The 23,618-nt window shown below is 41.9% G+C and carries 24 protein-coding genes; 16 read left to right on the forward strand and 8 right to left on the reverse strand.

Annotation, left to right across the window (positions count from 1 at the left end; translation table 11 throughout):
* Positions 1–99: 99 nt before the first annotated feature.
* From WDA22_12430 to WDA22_12465, 8 genes are all read right to left on the reverse strand, one after another.
* Entirely contained in the window at positions 100–726 is a 627-nt protein-coding gene (locus WDA22_12430; protein MFA5834273.1) for an FMN-binding negative transcriptional regulator, read from the reverse strand.
* Positions 727–729: 3 nt separating this feature from the next.
* Positions 730–1,209, reverse strand: a complete 480-nt coding sequence (locus WDA22_12435) for a DUF1203 domain-containing protein (GenBank protein MFA5834274.1) — start codon at positions 1,207–1,209, stop codon at positions 730–732.
* 53 nt (positions 1,210–1,262) lie between these two features.
* Positions 1,263–2,096, reverse strand: coding sequence for a methylated-DNA--[protein]-cysteine S-methyltransferase (locus WDA22_12440; GenBank protein ID MFA5834275.1), 834 nt, complete (start codon positions 2,094–2,096; stop codon positions 1,263–1,265).
* 284 nt (positions 2,097–2,380) lie between these two features.
* Positions 2,381–3,190: a class I SAM-dependent methyltransferase gene (locus WDA22_12445; GenBank protein MFA5834276.1), complete on the reverse strand. Its 810-nt coding sequence runs from the start codon at positions 3,188–3,190 to the stop codon at positions 2,381–2,383.
* A gap of 15 nt (positions 3,191–3,205) precedes the next feature.
* Entirely contained in the window at positions 3,206–4,321 is a 1,116-nt protein-coding gene (locus WDA22_12450) for a glycosyltransferase (GenBank protein MFA5834277.1), read from the reverse strand.
* A 111-nt stretch (positions 4,322–4,432) separates the two neighbouring features.
* Positions 4,433–5,698: a glycosyltransferase family 2 protein gene (locus tag WDA22_12455; GenBank protein MFA5834278.1), complete on the reverse strand. Its 1,266-nt coding sequence runs from the start codon at positions 5,696–5,698 to the stop codon at positions 4,433–4,435.
* Positions 5,699–5,936: 238 nt separating this feature from the next.
* Positions 5,937–8,675, reverse strand: a complete 2,739-nt coding sequence (locus tag WDA22_12460; GenBank protein ID MFA5834279.1) for a hypothetical protein — start codon at positions 8,673–8,675, stop codon at positions 5,937–5,939.
* A 160-nt stretch (positions 8,676–8,835) separates the two neighbouring features.
* The gene (locus tag WDA22_12465) at positions 8,836–9,036 is read right to left on the reverse strand and encodes a cold-shock protein (GenBank protein ID MFA5834280.1); all 201 of its coding nucleotides are present in this window, start codon (positions 9,034–9,036) and stop codon (positions 8,836–8,838) included.
* Positions 9,037–9,409: 373 nt separating this feature from the next.
* Here WDA22_12465 and ilvD point away from each other — a divergent pair, with 373 nt between their 5' ends.
* The 16 genes from ilvD (at position 9,410) to WDA22_12545 (ending at position 23,552) form a co-directional block, all read left to right on the forward strand.
* Positions 9,410–11,089 carry a dihydroxy-acid dehydratase gene (ilvD, locus tag WDA22_12470; protein MFA5834281.1) on the forward strand — a complete coding sequence of 560 codons (1,680 nt, stop codon included), beginning with the start codon at positions 9,410–9,412 and terminating at the stop codon, positions 11,087–11,089.
* A 621-nt stretch (positions 11,090–11,710) separates the two neighbouring features.
* Entirely contained in the window at positions 11,711–12,832 is a 1,122-nt protein-coding gene (locus WDA22_12475; protein MFA5834282.1) for a serine hydrolase domain-containing protein, read from the forward strand.
* A gap of 103 nt (positions 12,833–12,935) precedes the next feature.
* The gene (locus WDA22_12480; GenBank protein ID MFA5834283.1) at positions 12,936–13,730 is read left to right on the forward strand and encodes a hypothetical protein; all 795 of its coding nucleotides are present in this window, start codon (positions 12,936–12,938) and stop codon (positions 13,728–13,730) included.
* 117 nt (positions 13,731–13,847) lie between these two features.
* Positions 13,848–14,564: a response regulator transcription factor gene (locus WDA22_12485; protein MFA5834284.1), complete on the forward strand. Its 717-nt coding sequence runs from the start codon at positions 13,848–13,850 to the stop codon at positions 14,562–14,564.
* Between the two features lie 20 nt (positions 14,565–14,584).
* Positions 14,585–16,054 carry a HAMP domain-containing sensor histidine kinase gene (locus WDA22_12490; GenBank protein ID MFA5834285.1) on the forward strand — a complete coding sequence of 490 codons (1,470 nt, stop codon included), beginning with the start codon at positions 14,585–14,587 and terminating at the stop codon, positions 16,052–16,054.
* Positions 16,055–16,165: 111 nt separating this feature from the next.
* A complete protein-coding gene (locus WDA22_12495; GenBank protein MFA5834286.1) occupies positions 16,166–16,729 on the forward strand; it encodes a sigma-70 family RNA polymerase sigma factor in 564 nt (187 codons plus the stop codon).
* Entirely contained in the window at positions 16,729–16,998 is a 270-nt protein-coding gene (locus WDA22_12500; protein ID MFA5834287.1) for a hypothetical protein, read from the forward strand. The genes WDA22_12495 and WDA22_12500 overlap by 1 nt, the downstream gene beginning before the upstream one ends.
* A 78-nt stretch (positions 16,999–17,076) precedes the next feature.
* Positions 17,077–17,502: a DUF6789 family protein gene (locus tag WDA22_12505; protein ID MFA5834288.1), complete on the forward strand. Its 426-nt coding sequence runs from the start codon at positions 17,077–17,079 to the stop codon at positions 17,500–17,502.
* A gap of 83 nt (positions 17,503–17,585) precedes the next feature.
* Positions 17,586–18,104 (forward strand): hypothetical protein, encoded by a 519-nt coding sequence (locus tag WDA22_12510; protein MFA5834289.1) that lies wholly within the window; start codon positions 17,586–17,588, stop codon positions 18,102–18,104.
* Positions 18,105–18,224: 120 nt separating this feature from the next.
* Entirely contained in the window at positions 18,225–18,542 is a 318-nt protein-coding gene (locus tag WDA22_12515) for a hypothetical protein (GenBank protein MFA5834290.1), read from the forward strand.
* Positions 18,543–18,613: 71 nt separating this feature from the next.
* Positions 18,614–19,549 (forward strand): DUF692 domain-containing protein, encoded by a 936-nt coding sequence (locus WDA22_12520; GenBank protein ID MFA5834291.1) that lies wholly within the window; start codon positions 18,614–18,616, stop codon positions 19,547–19,549.
* A gap of 4 nt (positions 19,550–19,553) precedes the next feature.
* Positions 19,554–20,399 carry a DNA-binding domain-containing protein gene (locus WDA22_12525; protein MFA5834292.1) on the forward strand — a complete coding sequence of 282 codons (846 nt, stop codon included), beginning with the start codon at positions 19,554–19,556 and terminating at the stop codon, positions 20,397–20,399.
* 35 nt (positions 20,400–20,434) lie between these two features.
* Positions 20,435–20,914: a DoxX family protein gene (locus WDA22_12530; protein MFA5834293.1), complete on the forward strand. Its 480-nt coding sequence runs from the start codon at positions 20,435–20,437 to the stop codon at positions 20,912–20,914.
* A gap of 137 nt (positions 20,915–21,051) precedes the next feature.
* Positions 21,052–22,284 carry a beta-ketoacyl-ACP synthase II gene (gene fabF / locus WDA22_12535; protein MFA5834294.1) on the forward strand — a complete coding sequence of 411 codons (1,233 nt, stop codon included), beginning with the start codon at positions 21,052–21,054 and terminating at the stop codon, positions 22,282–22,284.
* A 6-nt stretch (positions 22,285–22,290) separates the two neighbouring features.
* A complete protein-coding gene (locus WDA22_12540) occupies positions 22,291–22,677 on the forward strand; it encodes a response regulator (GenBank protein MFA5834295.1) in 387 nt (128 codons plus the stop codon).
* A 2-nt stretch (positions 22,678–22,679) separates the two neighbouring features.
* On the forward strand, positions 22,680–23,552 hold the full coding sequence (locus tag WDA22_12545; GenBank protein ID MFA5834296.1) for a carbon-nitrogen hydrolase: 873 nt from the start codon (positions 22,680–22,682) through the stop codon (positions 23,550–23,552).
* The last annotated feature ends 66 nt before the right edge of the window (positions 23,553–23,618 follow it).

A 23,618-nucleotide genomic window follows, 5' to 3' on the forward strand; every position in this document is an offset into this window, starting at 1 on the left:
ACCGAATTTGTCAAATCACATTCGGTAAAGTCCACCTATTATTGTAGTCGTCTTTGTCGATTTGCTTTGCCATCTGTTACGCGCGCGTCTAACATTTGTTTAATGAGCCGTATTTCTTTGACGTTCAATTGCATCAGCCATTAGCGCTGAGCTTAACTCGCCGCTTAATCGTAGTTCTTTAATAATACTTTTAAAATCTTCCTCATTTCTGTTTTGACTAAGTTTAAATGCCGCTTCGGTTTTATCTATACTGATTTCAAAACCAACTATTCCGTTCATTTGTTTTTGAACAGATTCCGGCAACGTGTCCAATGAAACCGGTTGCGCAGATTTCCGCTCATATCGATTCGTTAAACGCCTTACAGATTCCCAAAGTTTTTCACCTTCGATTATTTTTATTTTACCGGTTATGTGAACGCTTAAATAATTCCACGTTGGCGCGTTGGGATGATTATACCATGACGACGAAATATAATGATGAACCGGTGAGAGGAAAATGACCAAAACATTTTCATTTTTTTCAAAATCTCTCCATTGGGGGTTAACTTTAGAAATGTGTCCCCATAAAACTTTTTCACCATTATCATTAATTTCCAGTTCAATCGGAATATGTGTCCCTACCGGAAATATGGATCCTTTTGAAATAATGGTTGCAAGTCCGTTTTCTTTTATAAATTGCTCAATGATGGTATTATCTGTAATCTCAAAATGTTTTGGGATGTGCATACATTATACTCTTTCAATTTTACAGATGTAACAGCCTGCCTCAGCATTTCGCGCATGAAGATATTCCACTTCTGAATGGTTTTCAAAAATTGTCGGTATCAACATATCAACATCATTGTTGCCTACTAATTTTGTAAAAACCATTTTTTGCTCTTTGGAATAACCTATCAATGATAGCGGGAAATTTTCTTTGTCTGCTTTTATTTCCGGTGGAAAATTATAGATATCCGAATATGCTTCTACTTCTTCTTTATGAATAAATATTGGCCCGGACTGATTGAATGCGTTGTCAACCGAAAAAGGAGAATGTCCAATCAATAATCTTTTATCTTTACCAACACTGAATGGTTTCAATGAAACCCTGCATGGCCCCCTGCCTGTTGCAACTTGTTCAACAACATCGTGGCCAAAATCATCTTTACCACGTTGACGAATTTTATTTGCGTATTCTTTGCTTAAAGGAACGATTTTATAATTTTTCATAAATGTAATTGTTAGTGTATGGTTAATGGTAAATAATTTATGGTGAAGCTTACTTAATCTTTTCTGGAAGATAGTTGGGCGGCCTCCCATCCAAAAATGGCTGTCTTACGGTTGCTGCCCCAGTGATAATCTCCGATAACGCCAGATGATCTAATTACACGGTGACATGGAATTAAAAAGGCCACCGGATTATTTCCGATTGCAGTACCAACGGCTCGTGAAGCATTACGATTTTGAATTCTATCGGCAATTGCACCATATGTAGAAACATTTCCAAAAGGAATCTGCAAAAGCGATTGCCAGACTTTTAGTTGAAACGGACTCCCTTTCAAATGCAGTTTTACTTTTTTCAGATCATTCCAATCGCCGGCAAAAAAGCGTAAGGCATCTTGTTGTATAAAATCGGTCTTTTGAGAAAAATGAGCATTGGAAAAAAAAGATTTTAGATTTTGTATTCCCAGTTTTTCTTCTGGTACAAAGGAAAGATGGCAAATTCCTTTCTCTGTTGATGCTATAATAATATTGCCAAACAGAGTTTGTGCAAAACTATAATTGATATTTAACAATTTGCCTCCATTTTTATATTCGCCCGGCGTCATTCCTTCGATATTGATAAATAGATCGTGAAGTCTGCCTGTGCCGGACAAACCTGTTTCAAAACTTACATCTGCAAGTGATAAATTCTCTTTTAATAAATATTTTGCATATTCAACGCTGATAAATTGAAGAAATTTCTTAGGGCTAACTCCTGCCCAACCTTTAAACAACCGTTGAAAATGAAACGGGCTTAAATGCACCTGTTTTGCAATTTCGTCTAAATCGGGCTGTTCTTTGAAATTTTCTTTCAAATACCCGATTGCTTTTTCTATTCTTTCATAGTCGGTCATAACAATACAAAGATATGATGCGTAACGATCAATTAAAACCCGATTCTTGCTATTCTTGAGAAGAAAATAGTTTATGCCAAATTTTATTGACAACCCCTCGCTGAATTTCCATTTGTTGGGGATAACAATGGCAAAACGAAACCTGATTTTTGCTATCGTTTATAAAGAGTAAAATAACTGGCTGTTAATGGGGTTCCGATTAGTAAAGAGTTTTTTATTTCTTTACTAATCATATTATTCGAGGGGTAAAAACAACAATAACCCAAACACCGAACGTGTTTGGGTTATCTCTTCTCTGCCGCAACAAGTAATCCCGTTCCGGTAGTGTTCGTAGAGTTAAAATCAATCCACATCAAAATAAGTGAGAACCAGAGTGTTAAAAGATAATAGAAGGGAAGAACAATAAAGAACGCTTTGCTTGCGTTCACCATCAGCATAGGATATTTCACAACAAATCTCCAGGCAATCGTGCCGATCGGTCCGTACGCATATCGTGTATAGAGAACAGTAAATCCGGCATTCGATAATTTCGTTGTAATATCCTCAACGGAATAACCGTCCCGCGCATGTTCCTCTACAAAACTTTTTTCTCCTTCTTCATGAACATCCGAGCCGCCGAGGTTTGAAGGAGTGTTAATAAGAACGATGCCTCCCTTTTTCAAGGCTTGGTGAAAGTTCTTAAATACCTGTACATCGTCCGGAATATGTTCCATCACGTCGACCGAAAGAATAAAATCAAATCTGTCTGTATGTGTCGGAATAGTAAGATCTTCTATCCCAAAATTCACATTGGTAATATTGTCGGCGGAAAAAAAACGTTTGCAGTCAGCGATATAATCTTCTTTGACATCAATCGCGTGAATGGATACATCGCGAAATTTTTTGGCAATGTAATAGGAATATTGTCCGAATCCGGATCCGGCATCGAAAATCAACTTCGGAGCTTGTTTTCCGGAGAGAAACTCACGCAGCGCCCGTTTAACGTACCACGATCGGAGAAACAACAATCCCAACAGAAAGTAAAATACTTTTCGTAAAAACGGAGTGTTGCGAACAACGTTGCCGATAGAGTCTTTTATTGGATCGTATTGCATAATCGTATTTTGTTTTTATTTGTTAATCAATTTCTCAATATCCCGCACGATGGCATCCCATGAAAAGTTCTTCTTTTGATGCAATGTACCTTCCGTCAATTGAGCTTCTAAGTGTTCAGTATAAAATTTTTTTATTGCTCCCGCAAGCTGCTCAGCGTCATCGGCCGGAACAATAAGACCGGACTTTTCGTGAATGACCGTTTCCGCAAGCCCGCCGACGTTTGTCGCAATGACTGGTTTATTAAAGTTATAGGCAATTTGAACGATACCGCTTTGAGTTGCCGAAAGATACGGTATAATGACAACATCGGATGCGGAAAAGAAATATTTTACTTGTTCGTTTGAAACATACTCTGGGTAGATGTTGACAGAAGATTCCAGTTCGTTTTCCGCAATCTGTTTCCGAAACCGCTGCTCATCTTCATAGAATTCACCAACAACCAACAGCTGTACGGGAAGTGATTGACGGACGATTTTTAAAGCATCAATCAATATATGAAGCCCTTTATACCGTCGTATATAGCCAAAGAATAAAATTACCCGCTCTTCATTGATAGAAAGATGCTTTTTTGCTTCTTCTTTGGGTATTCCGGTTCCAAATGATTCATACACAGGGTGGAATGAACGAACGTATGTTGGTTTTTTTATCAATGAGAGTAAATCTCGTTCGACTGATTCTGACAACACAACAAACGAGTCCACAACCGAAAAAAATAATCTTGATAAAATATTGTCCCAGATTTTCCGTTCGTGGGGAATAATATTATGGGCAAGACAAATTATTGCTGTATTTTTCTTCCAGCGAATGATCGAGCAAATTACACTTAGGCAGGGAGCAAAAAATGACATCCAATATGCAACGATGATCACGTCGGCATTTTTGCTTCGCATTGTCATGCCAACCCGAAGCCAGTTTAATGGGTTGATCGAATCGATGATAGACAATGCGGGAACAGGAATTCCACCGGTTTCTTCCTGCGTTGTTCCCGGAAAAAAAATCTTTGGATATTGCCGCTTATACGAAATTATTTCCACGTTGTGATGCCGAGAAAGATATTGATACAGAAGGCCGTTAAAATGCGCCACGCCGCCGCGGAGAGGATATGCAGGACCGAGCAAAAGGATTTTCATCGGCAGGACCTGTGAACAATACTTGCAATACCCCGCTTAGCGTTTGCGGGTTGAAAAAAAGATGCCGAAACAAGTTCGGCATCAGTGAAAATTAATTCGGACAACATTTGTTTAATTGATCTCTTCACGAATGGAATATTCTTTTTCCATATGTTGATTCTTCGTAATCAATTCACCGAGCAATCCCATAGAAACAAATTGTACCCCAACGATGATCATAATTAAGGCAACAATAAAGAGCGGGCGATTGCTGAGCGGTTGATTATTGAAATACTTTTCATAGATCAGCCAAGCACTGGTGATGAGTCCTGCAAGCGTTGACAATATTCCCCAGCCGCCAAAGAGATGAAGCGGGCGGGTGATGTACCGGGTCGTAAAGACGACGGTTAACAAATCTAAAAAACCGCGCGAGTAACGAGCCATGCCGAATTTTGTTTTACCGTATTTGCGTGGCCGGTGATTTACCACCGTCTCGCCGACGCGGAATCCGAGCCAATGGGCAAGAGCGGGAATATACCGGTGAAGTTCGCCGTACACGTTTACGCTTTTCACAACATCATATTTGTATCCTTTAAGTCCGCAATTGAAATCGTGGATCTTAATTCCCGTGACAACTCCGGTAACAAAATTGAAAAATTTAGAAGGAATGGTTTTGCCAAGCGGATCTTTCCGTTTCTTTTTCCAACCGGAAACAACATCATATCCCGCGCGAAGTTCTTTAATCAAATTCGGAATCTCTGCCGGATCGTCCTGTAGATCGGCATCCATCGTAATAACAAATTCGCCCTGCGCTTTTTGAAAGCCCACCATCAATGCGGCACTCTTGCCGTAGTTGCGGCGGAAACGGACCGCTTTTACTCGCGGATTTTTGGCTTTCAGTTCACGAAGAACTTTAAATGAGTTATCGGTTGATCCATCATCTACAAAAATCAATTCATAATTCCCGCCGATGCGCGAAAGAGAATTCTTCAATTGTTCATGAAGATCGCGCAATGATTCTTCTTCGTTCAGTAAAGGTATGATTACTGAAACTGTGATGCGACTAGACGATTGCTTTTGCTCTTGCGGTTGACGCGGCGGCTGTGGTTGTCGCTGTTGCCGAGGCTGTTGCGGCGGTCGAGGGTGCGGCTGACGCTGTTGTTGCTGCGGCCGTTCTTCCTGAACTGGTTTCTTTTCTTCGACTGCTGTTTCGCCAAAAATAGCGGGGGGGAGTTCATCCACCTTTTCTAATGATGGGAATTCTGTTTGCGGTTTACGCTGCGGACGGGGATATTTTCCACGGAAATTCTTTCTGCGGAACGGATTCTCACGTTTTTGGGCATTTGGCTGCCCTTCCGGTTGTTGTTCCGGAGTCTGCTCGGGTGTTTCGTCTGCCATGGCACGTACAATTGGGTCATGTTCCGGGGTTATCATCCACGTAATTTATTGGTGTGTGGCGGCACCCTGCTTCAATCCAACCGCAAAAACCCGGGAAGATGACAATAGAATAAAAAATGTCGATTCAAAGTAGCACAAATCAAAGTGAAATGCAACGGAGGGTCTTAAACAAACTGCGAAGGTTTTCGATAATATTTCAATTTTTTGCGTCTTAGCATTTTTTGCGAGAGAAATCTTTTTACGCGCGAATCTGGTTGATGATGGTATCCAGATATTTTGTCATGCGGTTAAGGAAGACAATGTAGGCGTTCATCCAATCCACCGGGGTAACAGGTTTCTTTCCGATACAATCGTTGAAGATTTTTTGAATGCTCTGGGCGAGACGGTGTTTTCCTTCTTCTACCACCATTTCCAGTTCCGAATGGTAGAAGGAATGAATCTGCTGTAAATCGATCGGCACTTTTGAATCCACCTTCGCTTTTTGGAAGAGCGGATGCTCCACTTTCTGTACATCGCTGGTTTCATAGATCAATAGATTCCACATATCCATCACCAGCTTAAAATCATTTTCATTTTCGCAATCGTATTCCGAAATAACATCGGAAAATTTTTGTGTTTCCACCGTTGTTTTGTACAGAGGAAATGCTCCAAGATATTGAGCAATCAGATTAATCATTTCGCGCCGCGCTAATACGCGCAAGCAGGCATTGCGAACATCGGTTTTCAATTTTCGATCAGCGGCGGCAACGGTGTTAACAGGTCCGGATTTTGATGCATCAAGCGCCGATGGTTTTGATTGCTCCATTTTCGATTTGTATTCCGGAAGCATTTTTTCTTCTTCGCTGGCAAAGATTACTTTTTTTCGCACGTCGCTTGTAAGATCGTCAAATCGTCGAAATGCGCTGAAGATCGCCGCTTCGTTCTCCCGGACAGTAAGGATTTTCTCTAACAAGTTTGCAATAAATCGCCCTTTGTATTTCGTCCGAATGTGAGCAATATCGGCTACAATGTAGAGATCATCTGTAACGGTAGAGAATAGCGTATTGAATGTATCGGCAATATGAACCAAACCGGTCTTCTTGTCGTCCAATGACCGCAAGGTAAAATCTATTCCTGCAACAGTGAGATCAAAAATCACTGCACGTTTTGAACACAATCGGATTGAACCGAGCGGCGCAATCTCTACATCCCCAAGCTGATGTACTTTCAAATGTTCGCGTAGATACAATGTCTGACCGCTTGGAGGCGCAACAATTAGAATGTCGTCCAGTGTTGTCGTTCCGTTCAACAAAGCATGTTTCACACATTCAACAACCCGTTTTGCATTTACTTCGTTGAAAGGAAGGATCTTCTTCTTTCCGATAAACTGAGGTGATGTTGCATGCTGCTCTTCGGTATTGATAAAGAAAATCCGTCCCTTGGATCCTTGAGGGATGGGAGTCTCTTCCAATGCCGAAAGTAAGCATGCTTCAAAAATATTTGTCGATTCTTCCGGCAATGTTAATTCGCTTACAACATCGTACGGAAGCAGGTTAATCATAAAGCGATAATAGTCGCTGTCTTCATTTTGATAGTAAGCGAAATAATTTTTCTGGAGCCAATGCCGCGCACTGTCAAATTGTGAGACAGATTGGGGTGGCTGTTCGGTCACATCCGCTAACATGAAGCAGCGTTCCTTTGCAAGCGATGCAAAGAGAAAGAACTGAGCAAGGTTTAACGAGTGTGCATCGTCGATACAAACAATGTCGAATGATGCAAGTGCATGTTCAGAAAACGTAACGGCATTATAGATGGTTGTTGCGAGGCAAGGACGCGCCATGACGTTTGTATCATATTGATGGCCGTTGATGGTGGGAAATTGCGTCGCTGCAAACCGTTCTAATGATTTCTTCTCGCGAAGCGATATCGGCACAGAAGTCTCTTTTTTAAACAATTCTTTCGTGATGACCGATAAATGCTGTCTAAGACGTTCAACAAGGGCATTTTTCTCGCGCACGGCCGCTTGTATTTCTTCAACGGCTTTCTTCCCGATGCGCATTCGTTCGATCATAGAAGCATTTTGAACACGGTTCAGTTCTTCTTTTAATGTATGTAATTCTTCACCAGCGTCATTCACTTGCTGCTGCTTTTCGCTCAATTTTTCCTGAAGATGCTGAATGCGGGTATATTCATATTCAGCGTTGATCATGGAAAATAATTTTGTTAAACCATCGCTGGTTTCCTGATCAATCTCAGAACGCGTCGGAAGGAATCCCTGCGAATGATCCGACCGGAGATATAATCCTTCGCTGATCACTGTCATTGATTCATCTACGGCGATAGGATTTACTTCGGTTATCTCTTTTAAACATCCATGCAGACTTCCGGCTGATCCGGCAAGATACAGTACACGTTTCCCTTCCCGCAATCCATTCAGCACTAACGATGCGGCAACGCCGGTCTTTCCCCGTTTCCGTTCGCCGATAACGAAAGAGATTTTTCTATTCAGAGATTGTTTAATCGCTTGTTGCTGTGATTCCGTGAATGATGAAGAGAAGATCGGTTCTTTTTTTGCAGCGATAGCATTGTCCAGAAATTTTCGATCGAGTAGATTATGGACAATCTGATTCGACTTGAAGTTGGACCACTGTGCATTGAGTTGTTCGGCACTCTCTGTTGGATTCCATTTGCAATCCATCTCCGGAACAATTTCTCCCGCGTTGCAGGGAAAAAGCAGATACAGAAATTGACTTTGTACATCTGCGACAATGGCCTGGAACGAAAAACGAATTGTCGTTCCAACGGAACATCGAATTGTTGTTGATGGTGAAAAGAAATAGTTTTCAGGGATTTCGAAACGATAGACAGCGGTATTGCCATACAGAGCGATGCGTTTACCGTTGCTCAGTATAGATGAGCGAGGTGTTTGAGAAAGCGCGGCGATCTCTTCCGTCAATGATTGACGGATTCCCTGTATATGTTGATCTATTGATTCCATGAAAAACGAAGGTGTGATGGTGTAAGCCCCACCCAGAGTAGCAAAATTGAAAACCAAAGTCAACGACAAGGAATTGAGAAAAATCTAATATAATGGAGGGGTTTAAAACACAACACCCCGCGTAAGCGGGGTGTTGTGTTCAAAAAGCAGATCCGTATAATTAGATTGTACGAACGTTTGCAGCTTGAAGTCCTTTCGGACCTTGTTCAACGTCGAATTCGACTTTGTCGCCTTCGTTCAGGTTTTTGTATCCTTCGCCGACGATTGCTTTGAAGTGTACGAATACATCTTCGCCGTTAGGTCGTGAAATAAAACCGAAACCTTTTGTTCCGTTGAACCATTTGACTGTTCCTTTTTCCATGGAACACATCCTTTCATTATATGTTGTCCGGCAAGACCTCCGGACTGGTGTACCCCGAGAATACCGACTTAGTTACCTTACTCGCTTTGAATTTCAAAAGCGGCTTCTCGATGATGGTGTGTTCTGTAAAAAGAGGAATAACGATCCATCAAACTGTAAATCAAGCGGCTCATACAACGCTACTGAGCAGAAGACCCCCGAAGGAGTTATTACGGTGTACTGTTAATTGACGCTAATAAGATACACCTTCTCTTTCACTTTTCCTACTTAAATTACTCTTTTATTTTAGCGAAAGAACAACAGTTGAATTTCTTGCAAAAAACGCTACATTCTATAAGGAAATGAGTCAAAAAAAAGCAAAGTCAGAGGGGTAATTATGGAAAATGAACGAAGTAAAATTATTACGCAAGGGACAAATCGAGCACCAAACCGAGCAATGTTACGCGCGGTTGGATTTGGTGATAATGATTTTTCAAAACCGATTATTGGTGTTGCCAATGGGTATTCTACCATCACACCATGTAATATGGGATTGAATGGGTTAACAGCTGAAGCGGAAAAAGGGGTAAAGGAATCCGGCGGAATGCCGCAGATATTTGGAACCATTACCGCCAGCGATGGAATTGCCATGGGAACGGAAGGAATGAAATTTTCTCTTGTCTCACGGGAAGTGATTGCGGACTCGATTGAAACGGCATGCAATGGGCAATGCATGGACGGCGTTGTGGCAATCGGTGGGTGTGATAAAAATATGCCGGGCGGAATGATCGCCATGGCACGGATGAATATTCCCGCAGTGTATGTGTACGGTGGGACAATCAAACCCGGTCACCATCCGAAAGATGGACGGGATCTGAATATCGTCAGCGCGTTTGAAGCGGTTGGACAATTTAGTGCGGGAAAAATTAGCGAAGCAGAGTTGAAAGAAGTAGAATGTTTCTCCTGTCCGGGTGCCGGTTCATGCGGAGGAATGTACACCGCGAACACAATGTCATCGGCATTTGAAGCAATGGGAATGAGTCTGATGTACTCATCAACAATGTCTGCCGAAGACAAAGAAAAATCGGACAGCGCTCATGAATCGGGAAAAGTGTTAATGAATGCGGTGAAGAAAAATATTCGCCCGCTCGATATCATTACCCGCAAATCGATTGAGAATGCAATTACTGTTGTGAATGCCATCGGTGGTTCGACGAATGCAGTGCTTCATTTTCTTGCCATCGCTCATGCGGCGAAGATTCCGTTGACGATTGACGATTTTGAAATGCTACGCAAAAAAGTTCCGGTGTTGTGCGATTTGAAACCGAGCGGAAAATATCTCACCGTCGATTTCCATAAAGCAGGCGGCGTTCCACAGGTGATGAAAATGCTTCTCGTCAACGGGCTGCTTCACGGAGATTGTCTCACGGTAACCGGAGAGACGATTGTTGAAGTTTTAAAAGATGTACCGAATGAACCACGCGCAGATCAACAGGTGATTCATCCATTCAATAAACCTCTTTATAAAGAAGGACATCTGATAATTTTAAAAGGAAATCTTGCTACAGAAGGAGCTGTTGCAAAAGTGACCGGAGTAAAGAATCCGGTTATTACGGGACCGGCACGCGTATTCGATTCGGAAGAATTGGCAATGGCTGCAATTACCGGAAACAAGATTAATGCGGGAGATATTCTAGTCATCCGATACGAAGGACCAAAAGGGGGGCCGGGTATGAGAGAGATGCTTGCTCCGACATCGGCAATCATCGGTCGTGGACTTGGCGATAAGGTTGGTCTTATTACCGACGGACGATTTTCCGGTGGAACGTATGGACTTGTTGTTGGTCATGTTGCGCCCGAAGCAGCTGTCGGCGGAACAATTGCACTCATTAACGAAGGAGATTCCATTACAATTGATGCGACGAAAAATCTGCTGCAATTGAATCTGGATGAAAAAGAGATCACACGACGACGATCGGAATGGAAACCCCGCCGGATTGCATATGATAGAGGCGTCATGGCAAAATACGCCAAACTCGTTTCCACTAGTTCGCTCGGCGCAGTGACAGATTAATAATTTCAACAATAAGTGATATGAAAAAACTCAAGGTTCCCGTCGTTGTTGTTTTTTCTTTTTCCTGCGCTCAGGACTTCACTCATCCGGTCAACAATACCGTTTCAATTTAAAAACCGTCACCGTTGATCACCTTTAATCTCTTAAGGGTCTAATTCCCTCTACGAGGTCGTAGACCCGCCACTTGCGGCGTCATTCCGGCGAAAGTCTACAAAGTGATGCCTTCGGCACCGGAATCCAGGACCTGGATGCCAGCGCAAGCTGGTTCGGCCTTTTTGAATCCCGCTATGCGGAATCCGAAAGGCGGGACATGACAAGATACCTCGCGACTTGCCGCGAGGACATTCATTTAAGGATGCAATACAAAAGAGAGTAAGAAATACGATCGTCTTTATGAAATCTGAACTACTGTTGAAAAATTCATCATTAACAGCTTTCTCGAGTTACTGTGTTTCCGCAACTGAATTTATTAACATACATAACTCAAATGTGTATACATACTCACTCTTAGAGCAAAATGGCAAACGATAGTTGTTTTATAGTGGTGAGATGTGTATTTTTGTAGAGGCATCCTTATCGTAAGGATGCTTTTTTGTATCTATTCACAATATTGAGAGGTAGATGGCACAGATTTTACTATTTGCGCTATTTCAATTGTCCGCATTTCCTTTTTTCTCTGAAAAAGCGGAAAAACCAACTTCCCTTGAAAATTATAGCAATATTGAGCCTCGCTCCGTTGCTATAGCTACACGCTTCGATTCCCTCTTTACTTCCATTGCCCAGCGAAAAGGTTTCAACGGAAACGTCCTCGTTGGAATTCACGGCAACGCGATTTATAAAAACGCGTTTGGTTATTCCGATCTTAAGACAAAAGAACCGCTGAATATCCAATCGGTTTTTCAAATAGCATCAGTATCAAAGCAATTCACCGCCATTGCTATTATGATGCTCCACGAACAGGGGAAATTATCGTACTCAGACACCGTTCAAAAATTTCTTCCAGACTTTCCGTATAAGAATATCACCATCCGACAATTATTATCGCATCGCTCCGGGCTTCCAAACTACATGTATTTTTCGGGAAAATATTGGAAGAAGAAAAAAGAATATCTGACAAATGAAAATGTGCTCAGTCAGATGGTTCACTATAAACCTCGCCCGGAATTTTTGCCCGATCGGCGATATAAGTACAGCAATACCGGTTTTGCGATGCTGGCATTGATTGTTGAACGGATTTCAGGGCTTCCGTTTGATGAATATATGGAACAAAATATATTTCGTCCGCTTGGGATGGTCAATACGTTTGTCTACAATCCCAATAGTAAAAAAACGATCGAATACGAGACAAAAGGGTATAATAAGAACAGGCGAAAAGCATATATCGACTACCTTGATGGAGTCACCGGTGACAAAGGTATCTATTCAACCGTGGAAGATATGTTCCGGTGGGATCAGGCTTTATACTCCGAAAAGATTGTGAAGCAAGAGACATTGGATGAAGCATTTACACCAGCGAGTTATGATTATAAGCGTGACAATAATTATGGCTACGGTTTCCGACTTGATACATTGGCAGATGGAAGCAGAATCGTATATCATGGCGGCTGGTGGCGGGGATATAATTCATTGTTCGTACGAAGATTGGATGATCACACGACCATCATTATTCTGTGTAATAAGGTTAATTGGAGTTTTGGCGATATTCAAGATTTGATGACTATTATAGACACTTCGGGTATGTAATTTTTTTGTACCAAGCGTTCATTTCTTGACTTTGTAAGCGGAATTGTGGAAATTCCCGCAGTTTATTTCCCACCATTCATATTCATTATTAAGGAGTTTTTCAATGACGACAGAAGCCACCGCATCCAAAGGAGGATTGGAGTGGAAGTGGATCATTATCGGTATCATCGCCGGAACAGCGCTCTGCCTTTCTTTATTTCTTATGGTTGCAAAAACATTTCACCTTCCGTTGATTCCCACGTATATGTCGCTGCTTGGTTTTGTTGTGATGGGAATTATCATCGGATATAAGTCTGAGGGATATACTTTAAAAGAACCTGCGATTGGTGGATTTCTTACTTTGGCAATCACCGGTTTTACTCTATCAAGTGTGTTTAACTATTCTTTCTCCATGTCCGAAATGATCGGTGCCCCAATTCTTGGTTTGATCTTGGGATTAATTGGCGGATGGGTTGGCGAGCAGATCCAAATCACACCGGAAGAACTGGTAAAGGAACTTGAAGCTGACAAAAAAGGTGGATTACAGTGGGGTTGGATCATTGCCGGTACGGTCATTGCATTTATCTTTAATGCATTCTTTGTGATTGGCGGATTCGCACTTCTGAAATTCGGCATGGGCGGAATCGTCATGGCACTCGGCGCAAGTTTTCTGTTTGCCGGATTGCTTGTCGGTTATTTTTCTCCCGGAGTTACAATTATGGAAGCGGGTGTCTCCGGCGTTTTGAGTGTAATATTAAATGCACTCTTCCTCTATTCGTTCTCCTTGTTGATGATGGAAGAATCTGTTTATGTGCTTGAAGGACTTGCCGTCGGGTTTGTTCTTTCGTTGATTGGCGGATGGCTTGGCGAAAAGCTGCAAGCATTCATGGAAAACGACAGCGAACACGAACACATATAAGATTTATTCTTTAGAGATATTGAGATCCCCGAGATTTTTTCTTGGGGATTTTTATTTCTACGTGATAATTTTGTGATACTTTTCGGGTAGTTTATGTCTGATCAACAAAGGAAAATTATGAGACACGTATTGGTTGTAGAAGACGACAAAGACATCACCGAATTGCTGAATATCCATCTGAAAGATCTCGGATGCAAAGTAACAACGTCGCATGACGGTGAAAAAGGATATGCTCAGACGCAAAAAAATAAATTTGACCTGATCGTTCTCGATGTAATGCTCCCGAACATGGATGGACTTGAAATCTGTCGAAAAATCCGTGCAGATAAGAATAATACGCCGATTCTCATGCTTACCGCAAAATCGGAAGAGTTGGACAAAGTGCTCGGTCTTGAAGTTGGGGCAGATGATTATTTAACGAAACCGTTCAGCGTGCGCGAATTTATTGCACGCGTAAAAGCGATTTTCCGTCGCGCAGAAGCGATGCAGAATGAAACCGCATCTGCAGAGAAAGCCGCCTATATTGTTTTTGAAGATGTTGAGATCGATCGTGAACGGAGAAAAGTACAGCTGAAAGGAAAGCGTCTTGATCTCACCGCAAAGGAATTTGATCTGCTGCTGCTGTTTGCCGCTCATCCCGGTAAGACGTATACGCGCGAGCAGTTATTGGAACTGGTGTGGGGATATCAATTTAACGGATATGATCACACAGTAAATTCACATATCAATCGTCTTCGTTCTAAGATAGAAGAGGATATGTCCAAACCAAAATATATTCTCACTGCTTGGGGAGTTGGTTATCGTTTTGCAGAGTTAGAAGAAGTAGAAGGGTAAATCATTCGGTACGGAAATTCATGAAAAAATTCTTTCGATCACTATATTGGAAAATATCAGCAACATTCCTGGCGATTCTTATCGTACTTTCAGCAGTCTATATCTACATTATCGTATTTTCTGCAGAGATGTATTTTCAGGAAGCAAATCAGCGGTTAAGCAATCCCATTGCTAGACGCCTTCTGGCTCATTACCAACCGGTGGTGGAGCATCGATTAGATTCAACTCGATTAGAAGAGATTTTTACTACTCAAAAGTTGTTTAACCCCAGTATCGAAGTATATGTTCTAGATTCTACGGGGAAAGTTCTCTCCCATTGCCCTACCAATACCAAAGTCTGCCGGATGAATGTCTCTATTCTGCCAGTGAAGAAATTTGTGATGGAGAAAATGCCATCGTTTCTCACCGGGGACGATCCCAAATATTGGGTGGGAGAAAAGACCTTCTCCGCAGCGGAAATTAAAGATGGTAAAACGACAATTGGTTATCTGTATGTAATTCTCGGAAGCGAAGAGTTCGACAATAATTTTAAAATGCTTGCGGGGAGTTATATCCTAAGCATTGGTACGCGATCCATGACGATTACATTATTTGCGGCAGCAATCATTGGACTGATCGCGTTGCTATTTATTACTAAAAATCTTCGCATAATTGTTCAGACCGTTCGGGATTTTCAAAGCGGTAACCATCAAGCAAGGATTAAACTTTCATCAACCGGAGAAATGAACGAGTTGGCAACATCGTTTAACGAAATGGCCGATACGATTGTCCGCAACATTGAAGAGATCAAAACCATGGACAATCTTCGCCGTGAACTTGTTGCGAATGTCTCGCATGATTTGCGCACACCGCTGGCAACAATTCATGGATATATTGAAACACTTCTGATTAAATCGGAGTCACTTAATAAAGAAGAGCGTGAAAAATATCTCAAAACAGTGCTCACGTCAACAGATCGATTAAAAAATCTTGTGGAAGAATTGTTTGAACTTTCCAAGCTTGAAGCAAAACAGACAAAGCCGAATCCTGAACCATTCTCAATTACAGAACTTGTACAGGATATCGGGCATAAATATTTCATTATTGCGGAGAAAAAGGGGATTCAATTCCAATGCTTACTTCCGCGCGACCTGCCGCTGATCGTCGCCGACATAGCGTTAATCGACAGAGTCATTCAAAATTTAGTAGATAACGCCATCAAGTTCACCCCGTCCGGCGGAACGGTAAAGATTGAATTACAAAAACACTTTAATATTGTCAACGTGAGTATTGCTGATACAGGAGAGGGTATTGCTGATGAAGATATTCCCCACATTTTTGATCGGTACAATAAGGGGAGTCAAAAAAATATGTTCCAAAATGACGGCGCGGGGCTTGGCTTGGCGATTGTGAAGAAGATTCTTGAAGTACACGATCTTTCGATATCTGTATCAAGCAAACAACATGAAGGAACCGCATTCTCATTTCAATTACCAGTCTATTCGCTCTGAAATATGCTATCAGCATCTTCTTCTGTACACCATCGTTGGTTGTAATTATTCGTGAGTTTTTCTACCTTAAACAGATAACTTCTTTGATGCAATAACTCCATACGCAAAACCATGCACACAAAGATTCTTGAAACATGGGTAAAACAATATACAAGCGATCTCTTTAATTGGGCATACTATAAAACATCCGATTATCAGTCGGCAGAAGATCTGGTTCAGGAAACATTTCTTGTTGCCGCAGAAAAAATGCACAACTTCCGAAATGAAAGCCAACCCCGCACTTGGCTTTTTGGAATCCTGAAAAATAAAATCGCAGAATATTTTAGAATAAAATCGAAAACCCCACAGGTTCATCCGAACAACAAAGAGTCATTTGATCGGTTTTTTAATATGTCGGATGGTTGGAATAAAGAATCTCTGCCACACGAGTGGAACTTCAGTGAAGAACAACTGTTTGATAATACCGATTTCAATCAGATTTTCGAACAGTGCATGAAGAAGCTTCCTGTGCAATGGTTTGCGTGCATTTCTATGAAATATCTTGAAGAAAAAAATCCAAAAATAGTTTGTCAGGAATTGGAAATTTCCACTACTAATTATTGGCAAATTATTCACCGCGCTAAACTGCAATTACGTGAGTGTCTTGAACACCATTGGTTTAACAAGCAAAGATGATGATGAAATCCTTAATGATATCGTGTAAAAAAGCAACAGAGTTGATTGAGAAAAAAACCGTTGTAGGACTTTCGCTCTCCGAAACGATGCAACTGCGTATGCATACCGCCATGTGTAGCGCCTGCACCAATTATCAAAAACAATCATTATTCATTGATCATCTTCTGAAACGATCATCCAACCAGGAAATACCTGCAATAAATCCTTCTCATCACGCAGACCGTATTAATACCTTGATCGAGAAAATATTAAAGAAAAAAAGTTCGTAAATCTTTGTCAGGAATCCATCGTTCTCCCTACTAATTAGTTGTAATTAATATTTTTTCACCTTTTAGTAAGGAGTTACCATGAATAGTTCCCTTCAGAAAACCGTTATTGCAGGTGTTGCAGCAACCGCAATTATGACCATAGTGATGTATCTCGCTCCATTGATGGGTCTCCCCGAAATGAATGCAGCTGCAATGCTCTCCGGAATGACCGGACTTCCTATTGCCTTTGGATGGGCGATGCATTTTATGATCGGTATCGTGTTTGCGATGAGTTATACGTTTCTCTTTTTAACTAACCTCAAGATCAAAAACGTCATTGTCAAAGGGGCGGCGTTTGGATTTGCTGCGTTCATTGTTGCGCAAATTGCGATGGTGATGATGAGCATTGTTCTGGGACCGATGCCGGCACCGGAAGGCGGAATGATACCGATGATGATTGGAAGCATTATCGGTCATGTGATGTACGGAATTCCCGTTGCACTTATTGTAAAACCGCAACAATAATCATTTTATCTCTCTGTGATAATTTTGTGATAGGTTCGGTGTATTTTCTACTGTTAATATATCATCAACAATCGTAAAGGATTATGAAAAATTTATTGTTCAGTTTCTTAATTATTATTTTTGCAGCAGGATGTACAGAGGAAAGTTCACCGACGACAACGACCAGTGATAAAACAGTAACGGTTTCCGATGCACAGTTATATCAAATGGCAACATCAACAGCGAAAGCTGCTTATTTTAAAAATTCAACTGACACCATTCCGGGAAACAGCGGAGCCGCTCATGCGGGAAAAATTCTTGTCTGGTATAATGCAAAAGCAAAAGATCAGCTTGATGCACAAGGGAAAGTGAAACCATCCCCCACATTTTCCGACTCGTCGTTGATTGTAAAGGAAATATTCAACGCAAGCGGGGCTCGGCAATATATCGCGATCATGTTTAAGCTTTCGACAGCATCGAACAAAGGTCCGGGTGACTGGGTATGGGCTGAACTTGAATCGAATGGCCAGCCTTTTATGTCTGCAAACGATAAAGGGGCAGGATGTGCCGGATGTCACTCTTCCGGTGTTGGTTATACAAGAATGAATGATACGCATCCTTAATCAGGATGCATTTTCTTGACATTCTGTTTTTACAAGGATATATTTCGGCACAAATTCAGACAACGACCTCCGATTTACATTAATTCACGTTTTTCACAAACCACAACGTAAGGAGTTTTTATGAAACCAAACAAATTTTCCAATCTTTTGATGACCGCTGCTGTTGCAGGATTGTTAAGCGGTTCAATTGCCAATGCACAGGATAAAGCATCGGCAAAAGAAACAACCAAAAAAGAAGTAAAGAAAGATGGTTGCAGCGGCAAAGATGGCTGCAAAGGGAAAGATATGAAGAAGGGGAAAGATGGTTGTAAGGGAAAAGACGGCTGCAAAGGGAAAGATAAAGCAAAAGGAAAAGATGGCTGCAGCGGTAAAGACGGTTGCAATGGCCACGACGAAAAGAAAGAAGAAGTAAAAACAGACGAAAAGAAACCGAACTAATTATTTTTCTTAGTGTTTCAATCGCGGATCTGTTTACACGGATCCGCGGTTCTATTTTAACATTACATTCTATGACCCCAAACAAGTGGAACATACCTGATTTTGGATTCGGCGTCGGTTTGCGCAGCGTTCACTATAATCATATTCTTGAGCACAATCCGAAGGTGGACTGGTTCGAAGTTATTTCGGAAACGTATCTCGAATCAGGCGGGCGGACTAAATATGTTCTGGATAAAGTTGCAGAATGTTATCCGATCGTGCTCCATGGTGTGTCTCTTTCCATCGGCAGCAGCGATCCAGTGAATGTTGAATATTTAAAATTATTGAAAGCACTTGCCGACCGCGTAAAATCCCCCTACATCTCGGATCATCTCTGTTGGACGGGTGTGAATGCACATAATGTTCATGATCTGTTGCCGATTCCCTACACGGAAGAATCGTTGAAGCATATTGTGAATAAAGCAAAGTTTGTGATGGAATTTATGGAGCGCCCTCTTGTGCTGGAAAATGTCTCCACCTATGCGCAGTTCACTTCGTCGACGATGAGCGAATGGGATTTTCATGCTCGTCTTATGGAAGAATCACAGTGCGGAATGTTAATGGATGTGAACAATATTTATGTCAGCGCATATAATCACGATTTTGATGCAAAAGAATTTATCGACCGCATCGATCCGTCACTTGTCTGTCAGTATCATCTTGCAGGTCACACAAATAAAGGAACACATCTGCTTGATACACACAACGATCATGTTATTGATGAGGTTTGGGAATTATACAGGTATGCGTATCAACGCACCGGCGGACGAAATACATTGCTGGAATGGGATGAAGATATTCCTGAATTTGTTGTTGTACATGAAGAAGCACTAAAAGCCAAGAAGTATCGAAATGAAAAAATCGATCCATTGGCTTTTAAGCCTGCCAAGCCAACTGTTGCTCCAAAAATGCGATTAACGCCGTTGGAAAAGAATGAATTGGTAAACTCAACGAGCCATAAGTTATAATGCTATGAAATCAGAAGTACCGCTTAATACATTACAGCGATGGATGCAAAGCGTCATTGAACATCCGGGCTCAAACGAAGAAGCATGGAAATCCGAGCAGGCGGAGAGAGAACTGCCATTTGAAGACGCGTATGCCGGCGTGAAACCTTCCAAGTCTCTTTCGCCGATGGATCGAATTGGAATCTATCGACGCATGTTTTTTTTACGGATGACCGAATCGATGGCGATTGATTATCCTGGGGTAAAACATTTTTTCGGTGAAGAGGAATTTGATCGTTTAGTTGCGGAAGAATATGTGCACCGATTTCCATCCAAAAGTTACACGCTTAATCATCTTGGGAGGTTTTTTCCGCAGTTTTTTAAGGAATCGAAACTTGCAGAAAAAGAATTCCTTACCGATCTCGCACGTTTGGAGCTTTCCATCACCAACAATCTTGAAGCGGAAGAAAAACCGATTCTAACACAGCAACAGATTGCCGCAGTGCCGCAGGAACAGTGGGAAAAAGTACGATTAATTCCTATTGCTGCGTTGGAATTATTGGAATGTAATTACAATGTTTGTTCCTATCTCACTGCGGTGAATGAAGAATCACCAATCCCAGCGGTGAAAAAAGAGCGGTCGTTTGTTGTTGTATACCGCAACAACTATCGTACATATTGGGAAGAGCTTTCGGAGCACCAATTTGTTTTATTGTCTTCGCTTACGTCCGGAACACTCTTTGGAGAATCAATTGCCCTTCTTGCAGATCGTTTCCCCTCGGACGAGAGAGAGCTTCAGACGAATTTGTTTGAATGGTTTAATGAATGGGTGAGCAACGGATATTTTTCTTCCATCGAGCACACTACGTAACGAACAATCCCCACACAAAAAGAAATATACAATACATGAACACTTCAAGAATAGTAAAAACAATTAATTTATTTCATCAACGATACGTTTCGATTATCTCGCTCCTTCAGCATCCACTGCTGTTATTAATCCGCTTATATTGGGGATATGATTTTTATCAAACAGGCTTAGGCAAATTGAACAATTTGGAAGGGACGACGGAGTTCTTTGCATCGTTGAATATTCCGTTTCCTCACCTGAACGCCATTGCTGCCGGAACAACGGAGTTGACCTGCGGTATTTTACTGATGATTGGTCTTGGCTCACGATATTTTTCCCTTCCGCTTATTGTCATCATGTGTGTTGCCTACGCAACGGATGATTATGAAGCATTATCCAATATCTTCTCCGATGTGGAATCGTTTGTCGCTGCAACACCATTTCTCCATTTATTAGCGTCGCTCATTATTTTTATATTTGGCGCGGGAGCATTATCGGCAGACAATATCATTGGACGGTGGGTGGCAAAGAAATAAAACATTTCTTGTCTCATTAGACAAAACCTTGCAACCGTTGCAAGGTTTTTGTCGTTTAAAGAAATGCTTCATCGCGTTGCCTTGTTCAACGAAAAAAAATTCCCTATCTTCTTTAACAATTTAATGCAGGTGCCTTTATGCGAAATGTTGTCATTACAGGAATGGGTTTGATCTCCCCGTTAGGCCTTTCCGTTCAAGAGTCGTGGCAAAATGCCATTGCAGGAAAATCCAGCGTCGGTTACATTACACGATTTGCAAAAGAGCAATTTGTCACTCAAATTGCTGCAGAAGTAAAAGGTTTCGATCCGAAGAAATATTTTGAAGCAAAAGAAGTGAGCCGGTGGGATCTTTGCGTGCAATATGGCATTGGAGCAGCGCTCGATGCGGTCGCCGATTCCGATTTTGTCATCACTCCGGAAAATGCTGAACGAGTCGGCATTATTATGGGATCCGGCGTAGGTGGATTGATCGGCATTAGTCACACGTCGGTAAATCTTGATAAAGGGGGACCGAAACAAGTCTCGCCTTTTTTTATACCATCGGTTATCATCAATATGATTTCCGGCCTTTTAGCGATTCGTCTTGGAGCAAAAGGAATTAATTATAGTGTTGTTTCCGCGTGTGCCACCAGTAATCATGCCATTGCAGACGGGTATTATGCAATTCAACGGGACGAAGCAGATATGATGATTGTCGGCGGTGCGGAAGCTCCCATTACGGAGATTGGTATTGCGGGATTCTGTGCTTCACGAGCCATGAGTAAACGGAATGATGAACCACAGCGGGCTTCAAGGCCTTTTGATAAGGATAGAGACGGATTTGTTCTTGGTGAAGGTTCGGGTGCATTTGTGATTGAAGAAGAAGAACATGCAAAAAGGCGTGGCGCAAAAATCTACGGAAGAATTCTCGGGATCGGAATGACTGCCGATGCATTCCATTTCACCGCTCCTCCTGAAGATGGCAACGGTGCAATGCGGGCGATGAAATTAGCCGTACAACACGCTGGCCTTAAACCGGAAGATATCGATTATGTCAATGCTCACGGTACATCAACCGGGCTTGGCGACATTGCTGAGACGAAAGCGGTAAAAGGATTGTTTGGAGAATATGCTAAAAAAATAATGGTGAGCTCTACAAAATCCATGCACGGACATCTCCTTGGCGGAGCGGGAGCAGTAGAAGCGGTGCTCACGATCCTTGCATTGAAAGAAGGAATCATTCCGCCAACGATCAATCTGGATAACCCCGATTCGGCATGCGATTTAGATTATGTGCCGAATGTTGCGCGAAAAAAAGAAATACGGTACGCTCTTTCCAATGGATTTGGATTTGGCGGAACGAATGCAAGCATTTGTTTTGGTAAGGCGTAAACGTTTATGACCGTACAAAAGAAACAATTGACATTTTTAGTTGTTGATGACGACATACCGCTTTCACTCTTTTTTAAGCAAACACTGCTGTTGGATGATCACCGTGTATTTCTTGCCGTAAATGAGCATGGGGCATTGGAAGTTCTCAAAAATGAAACAATTGACATTCTGTTATGCGATCTTGTGCTTCCCGGTTTAGACGGATCAAAAATTATTGAGATCGTAAAAGAGCGTTACCCTGATGTTTATTGTGTTCTCATTTCAGGATATCATGATAAACTGAAACTTCCGAACAGTAAGGCGGATCTCAACGTTGGCAAACCCATTTTAAAGGAAACGTTAGGATCCATCATTCAAAAATTTCATCGTAGCCATTCAAAACAGAAAAAATAGTTATGAGTATCGACCGTATTGTCAATATCGGACTTGTGCAAACAAGCTGTTCCAGCGACACAGAGTCAAATATGGCAAAAGCACTCAGCGGAATCCGTACTGCCGCATCAAAAGGGGCGAACATTGTCTGTCTGCAGGAATTATTTACTTCACTCTACTTTTGCGACAAGGAAGATTATGCGCCGTTCAAACTTGCCGAAGCAATCCCGGGCAAATCAACAGAGATGCTACAGCCAATCGCGAAAGAATTGGGAGTAGTGATTATTGCATCATTGTTTGAACGTCGGGCGGAAGGAATCTATCACAACACAACCGCTGTGATTGACGCCGATGGAACGTATCTTGGGAAATATCGCAAGATGCATATCCCCGACGATCCGGCATACTACGAAAAATTTTATTTTACTCCCGGCGATCTCGGATTTAAATCATTTGCGACAAAATTTGGTAAACTCGGTGTGCTCATTTGCTGGGATCAGTGGTATCCCGAAGCGGCGCGATTGACGGCACTGTCCGGAGCAGAAATTCTTTTCTATCCTACTGCTATTGGATGGGCTGACGGAGAGGATCCAAAGGTGAACAAAATCCAACACGATGCGTGGGAAACAATTCAACGTTCGCACGCTGTGGCAAACGGTATTCCGGTTGTATCTGTAAACCGTGTGGGACACGAAGGGAATCAAACATTTTGGGGCGGTTCGTTTGTTGCCGGAAATCAGGGAGAGATTCTCTTCAAAGCATCCCACGATAAGGAAGAAGTAAATGTTGTTGCGATCGATCTCGGACGATCTAATACCACCCGAATCCATTGGCCGTTCCTTCGCGACAGAAGGATTGACGCCTACTCCGATATGACAAAACGATTCATTGATTAAAGCCAATGAACAATAATCAATAACCATGGATCGGAAAGATAATGTCTTGGCAAAAAAATCGTTCGC

This window comes from Bacteroidota bacterium (genome assembly GCA_041658205.1).
In the GTDB taxonomy this organism is placed as follows: Bacteria; Bacteroidota; Ignavibacteria; order UBA10030; family UBA8401; genus UBA8401.

Coding starts and splice junctions, on each gene's coding strand:
- WDA22_12430 (MFA5834273.1), bottom strand. CDS start 726: ATGCACATCCCAAAACATTTTGAGATTACAGATAATACCATCATTGAG.
- WDA22_12435 (MFA5834274.1), bottom strand. CDS start 1,209: ATGAAAAATTATAAAATCGTTCCTTTAAGCAAAGAATACGCAAATAAA.
- WDA22_12440 (MFA5834275.1), bottom strand. CDS start 2,096: ATGACCGACTATGAAAGAATAGAAAAAGCAATCGGGTATTTGAAAGAA.
- WDA22_12445 (MFA5834276.1), bottom strand. CDS start 3,190: ATGCAATACGATCCAATAAAAGACTCTATCGGCAACGTTGTTCGCAAC.
- WDA22_12450 (MFA5834277.1), bottom strand. CDS start 4,321: ATGAAAATCCTTTTGCTCGGTCCTGCATATCCTCTCCGCGGCGGCGTG.
- WDA22_12455 (MFA5834278.1), bottom strand. CDS start 5,698: ATGGCAGACGAAACACCCGAGCAGACTCCGGAACAACAACCGGAAGGG.
- WDA22_12460 (MFA5834279.1), bottom strand. CDS start 8,675: ATGGAATCAATAGATCAACATATACAGGGAATCCGTCAATCATTGACG.
- WDA22_12465 (MFA5834280.1), bottom strand. CDS start 9,036: ATGGAAAAAGGAACAGTCAAATGGTTCAACGGAACAAAAGGTTTCGGT.
- WDA22_12475 (MFA5834282.1), top strand. CDS start 11,711: ATGGCACAGATTTTACTATTTGCGCTATTTCAATTGTCCGCATTTCCT.
- WDA22_12480 (MFA5834283.1), top strand. CDS start 12,936: ATGACGACAGAAGCCACCGCATCCAAAGGAGGATTGGAGTGGAAGTGG.
- WDA22_12485 (MFA5834284.1), top strand. CDS start 13,848: ATGAGACACGTATTGGTTGTAGAAGACGACAAAGACATCACCGAATTG.
- WDA22_12490 (MFA5834285.1), top strand. CDS start 14,585: ATGAAAAAATTCTTTCGATCACTATATTGGAAAATATCAGCAACATTC.
- WDA22_12495 (MFA5834286.1), top strand. CDS start 16,166: ATGCACACAAAGATTCTTGAAACATGGGTAAAACAATATACAAGCGAT.
- WDA22_12500 (MFA5834287.1), top strand. CDS start 16,729: ATGATGAAATCCTTAATGATATCGTGTAAAAAAGCAACAGAGTTGATT.
- WDA22_12505 (MFA5834288.1), top strand. CDS start 17,077: ATGAATAGTTCCCTTCAGAAAACCGTTATTGCAGGTGTTGCAGCAACC.
- WDA22_12510 (MFA5834289.1), top strand. CDS start 17,586: ATGAAAAATTTATTGTTCAGTTTCTTAATTATTATTTTTGCAGCAGGA.
- WDA22_12515 (MFA5834290.1), top strand. CDS start 18,225: ATGAAACCAAACAAATTTTCCAATCTTTTGATGACCGCTGCTGTTGCA.
- WDA22_12520 (MFA5834291.1), top strand. CDS start 18,614: ATGACCCCAAACAAGTGGAACATACCTGATTTTGGATTCGGCGTCGGT.
- WDA22_12525 (MFA5834292.1), top strand. CDS start 19,554: ATGAAATCAGAAGTACCGCTTAATACATTACAGCGATGGATGCAAAGC.
- WDA22_12530 (MFA5834293.1), top strand. CDS start 20,435: ATGAACACTTCAAGAATAGTAAAAACAATTAATTTATTTCATCAACGA.
- fabF (MFA5834294.1), top strand. CDS start 21,052: ATGCGAAATGTTGTCATTACAGGAATGGGTTTGATCTCCCCGTTAGGC.
- WDA22_12540 (MFA5834295.1), top strand. CDS start 22,291: ATGACCGTACAAAAGAAACAATTGACATTTTTAGTTGTTGATGACGAC.
- WDA22_12545 (MFA5834296.1), top strand. CDS start 22,680: ATGAGTATCGACCGTATTGTCAATATCGGACTTGTGCAAACAAGCTGT.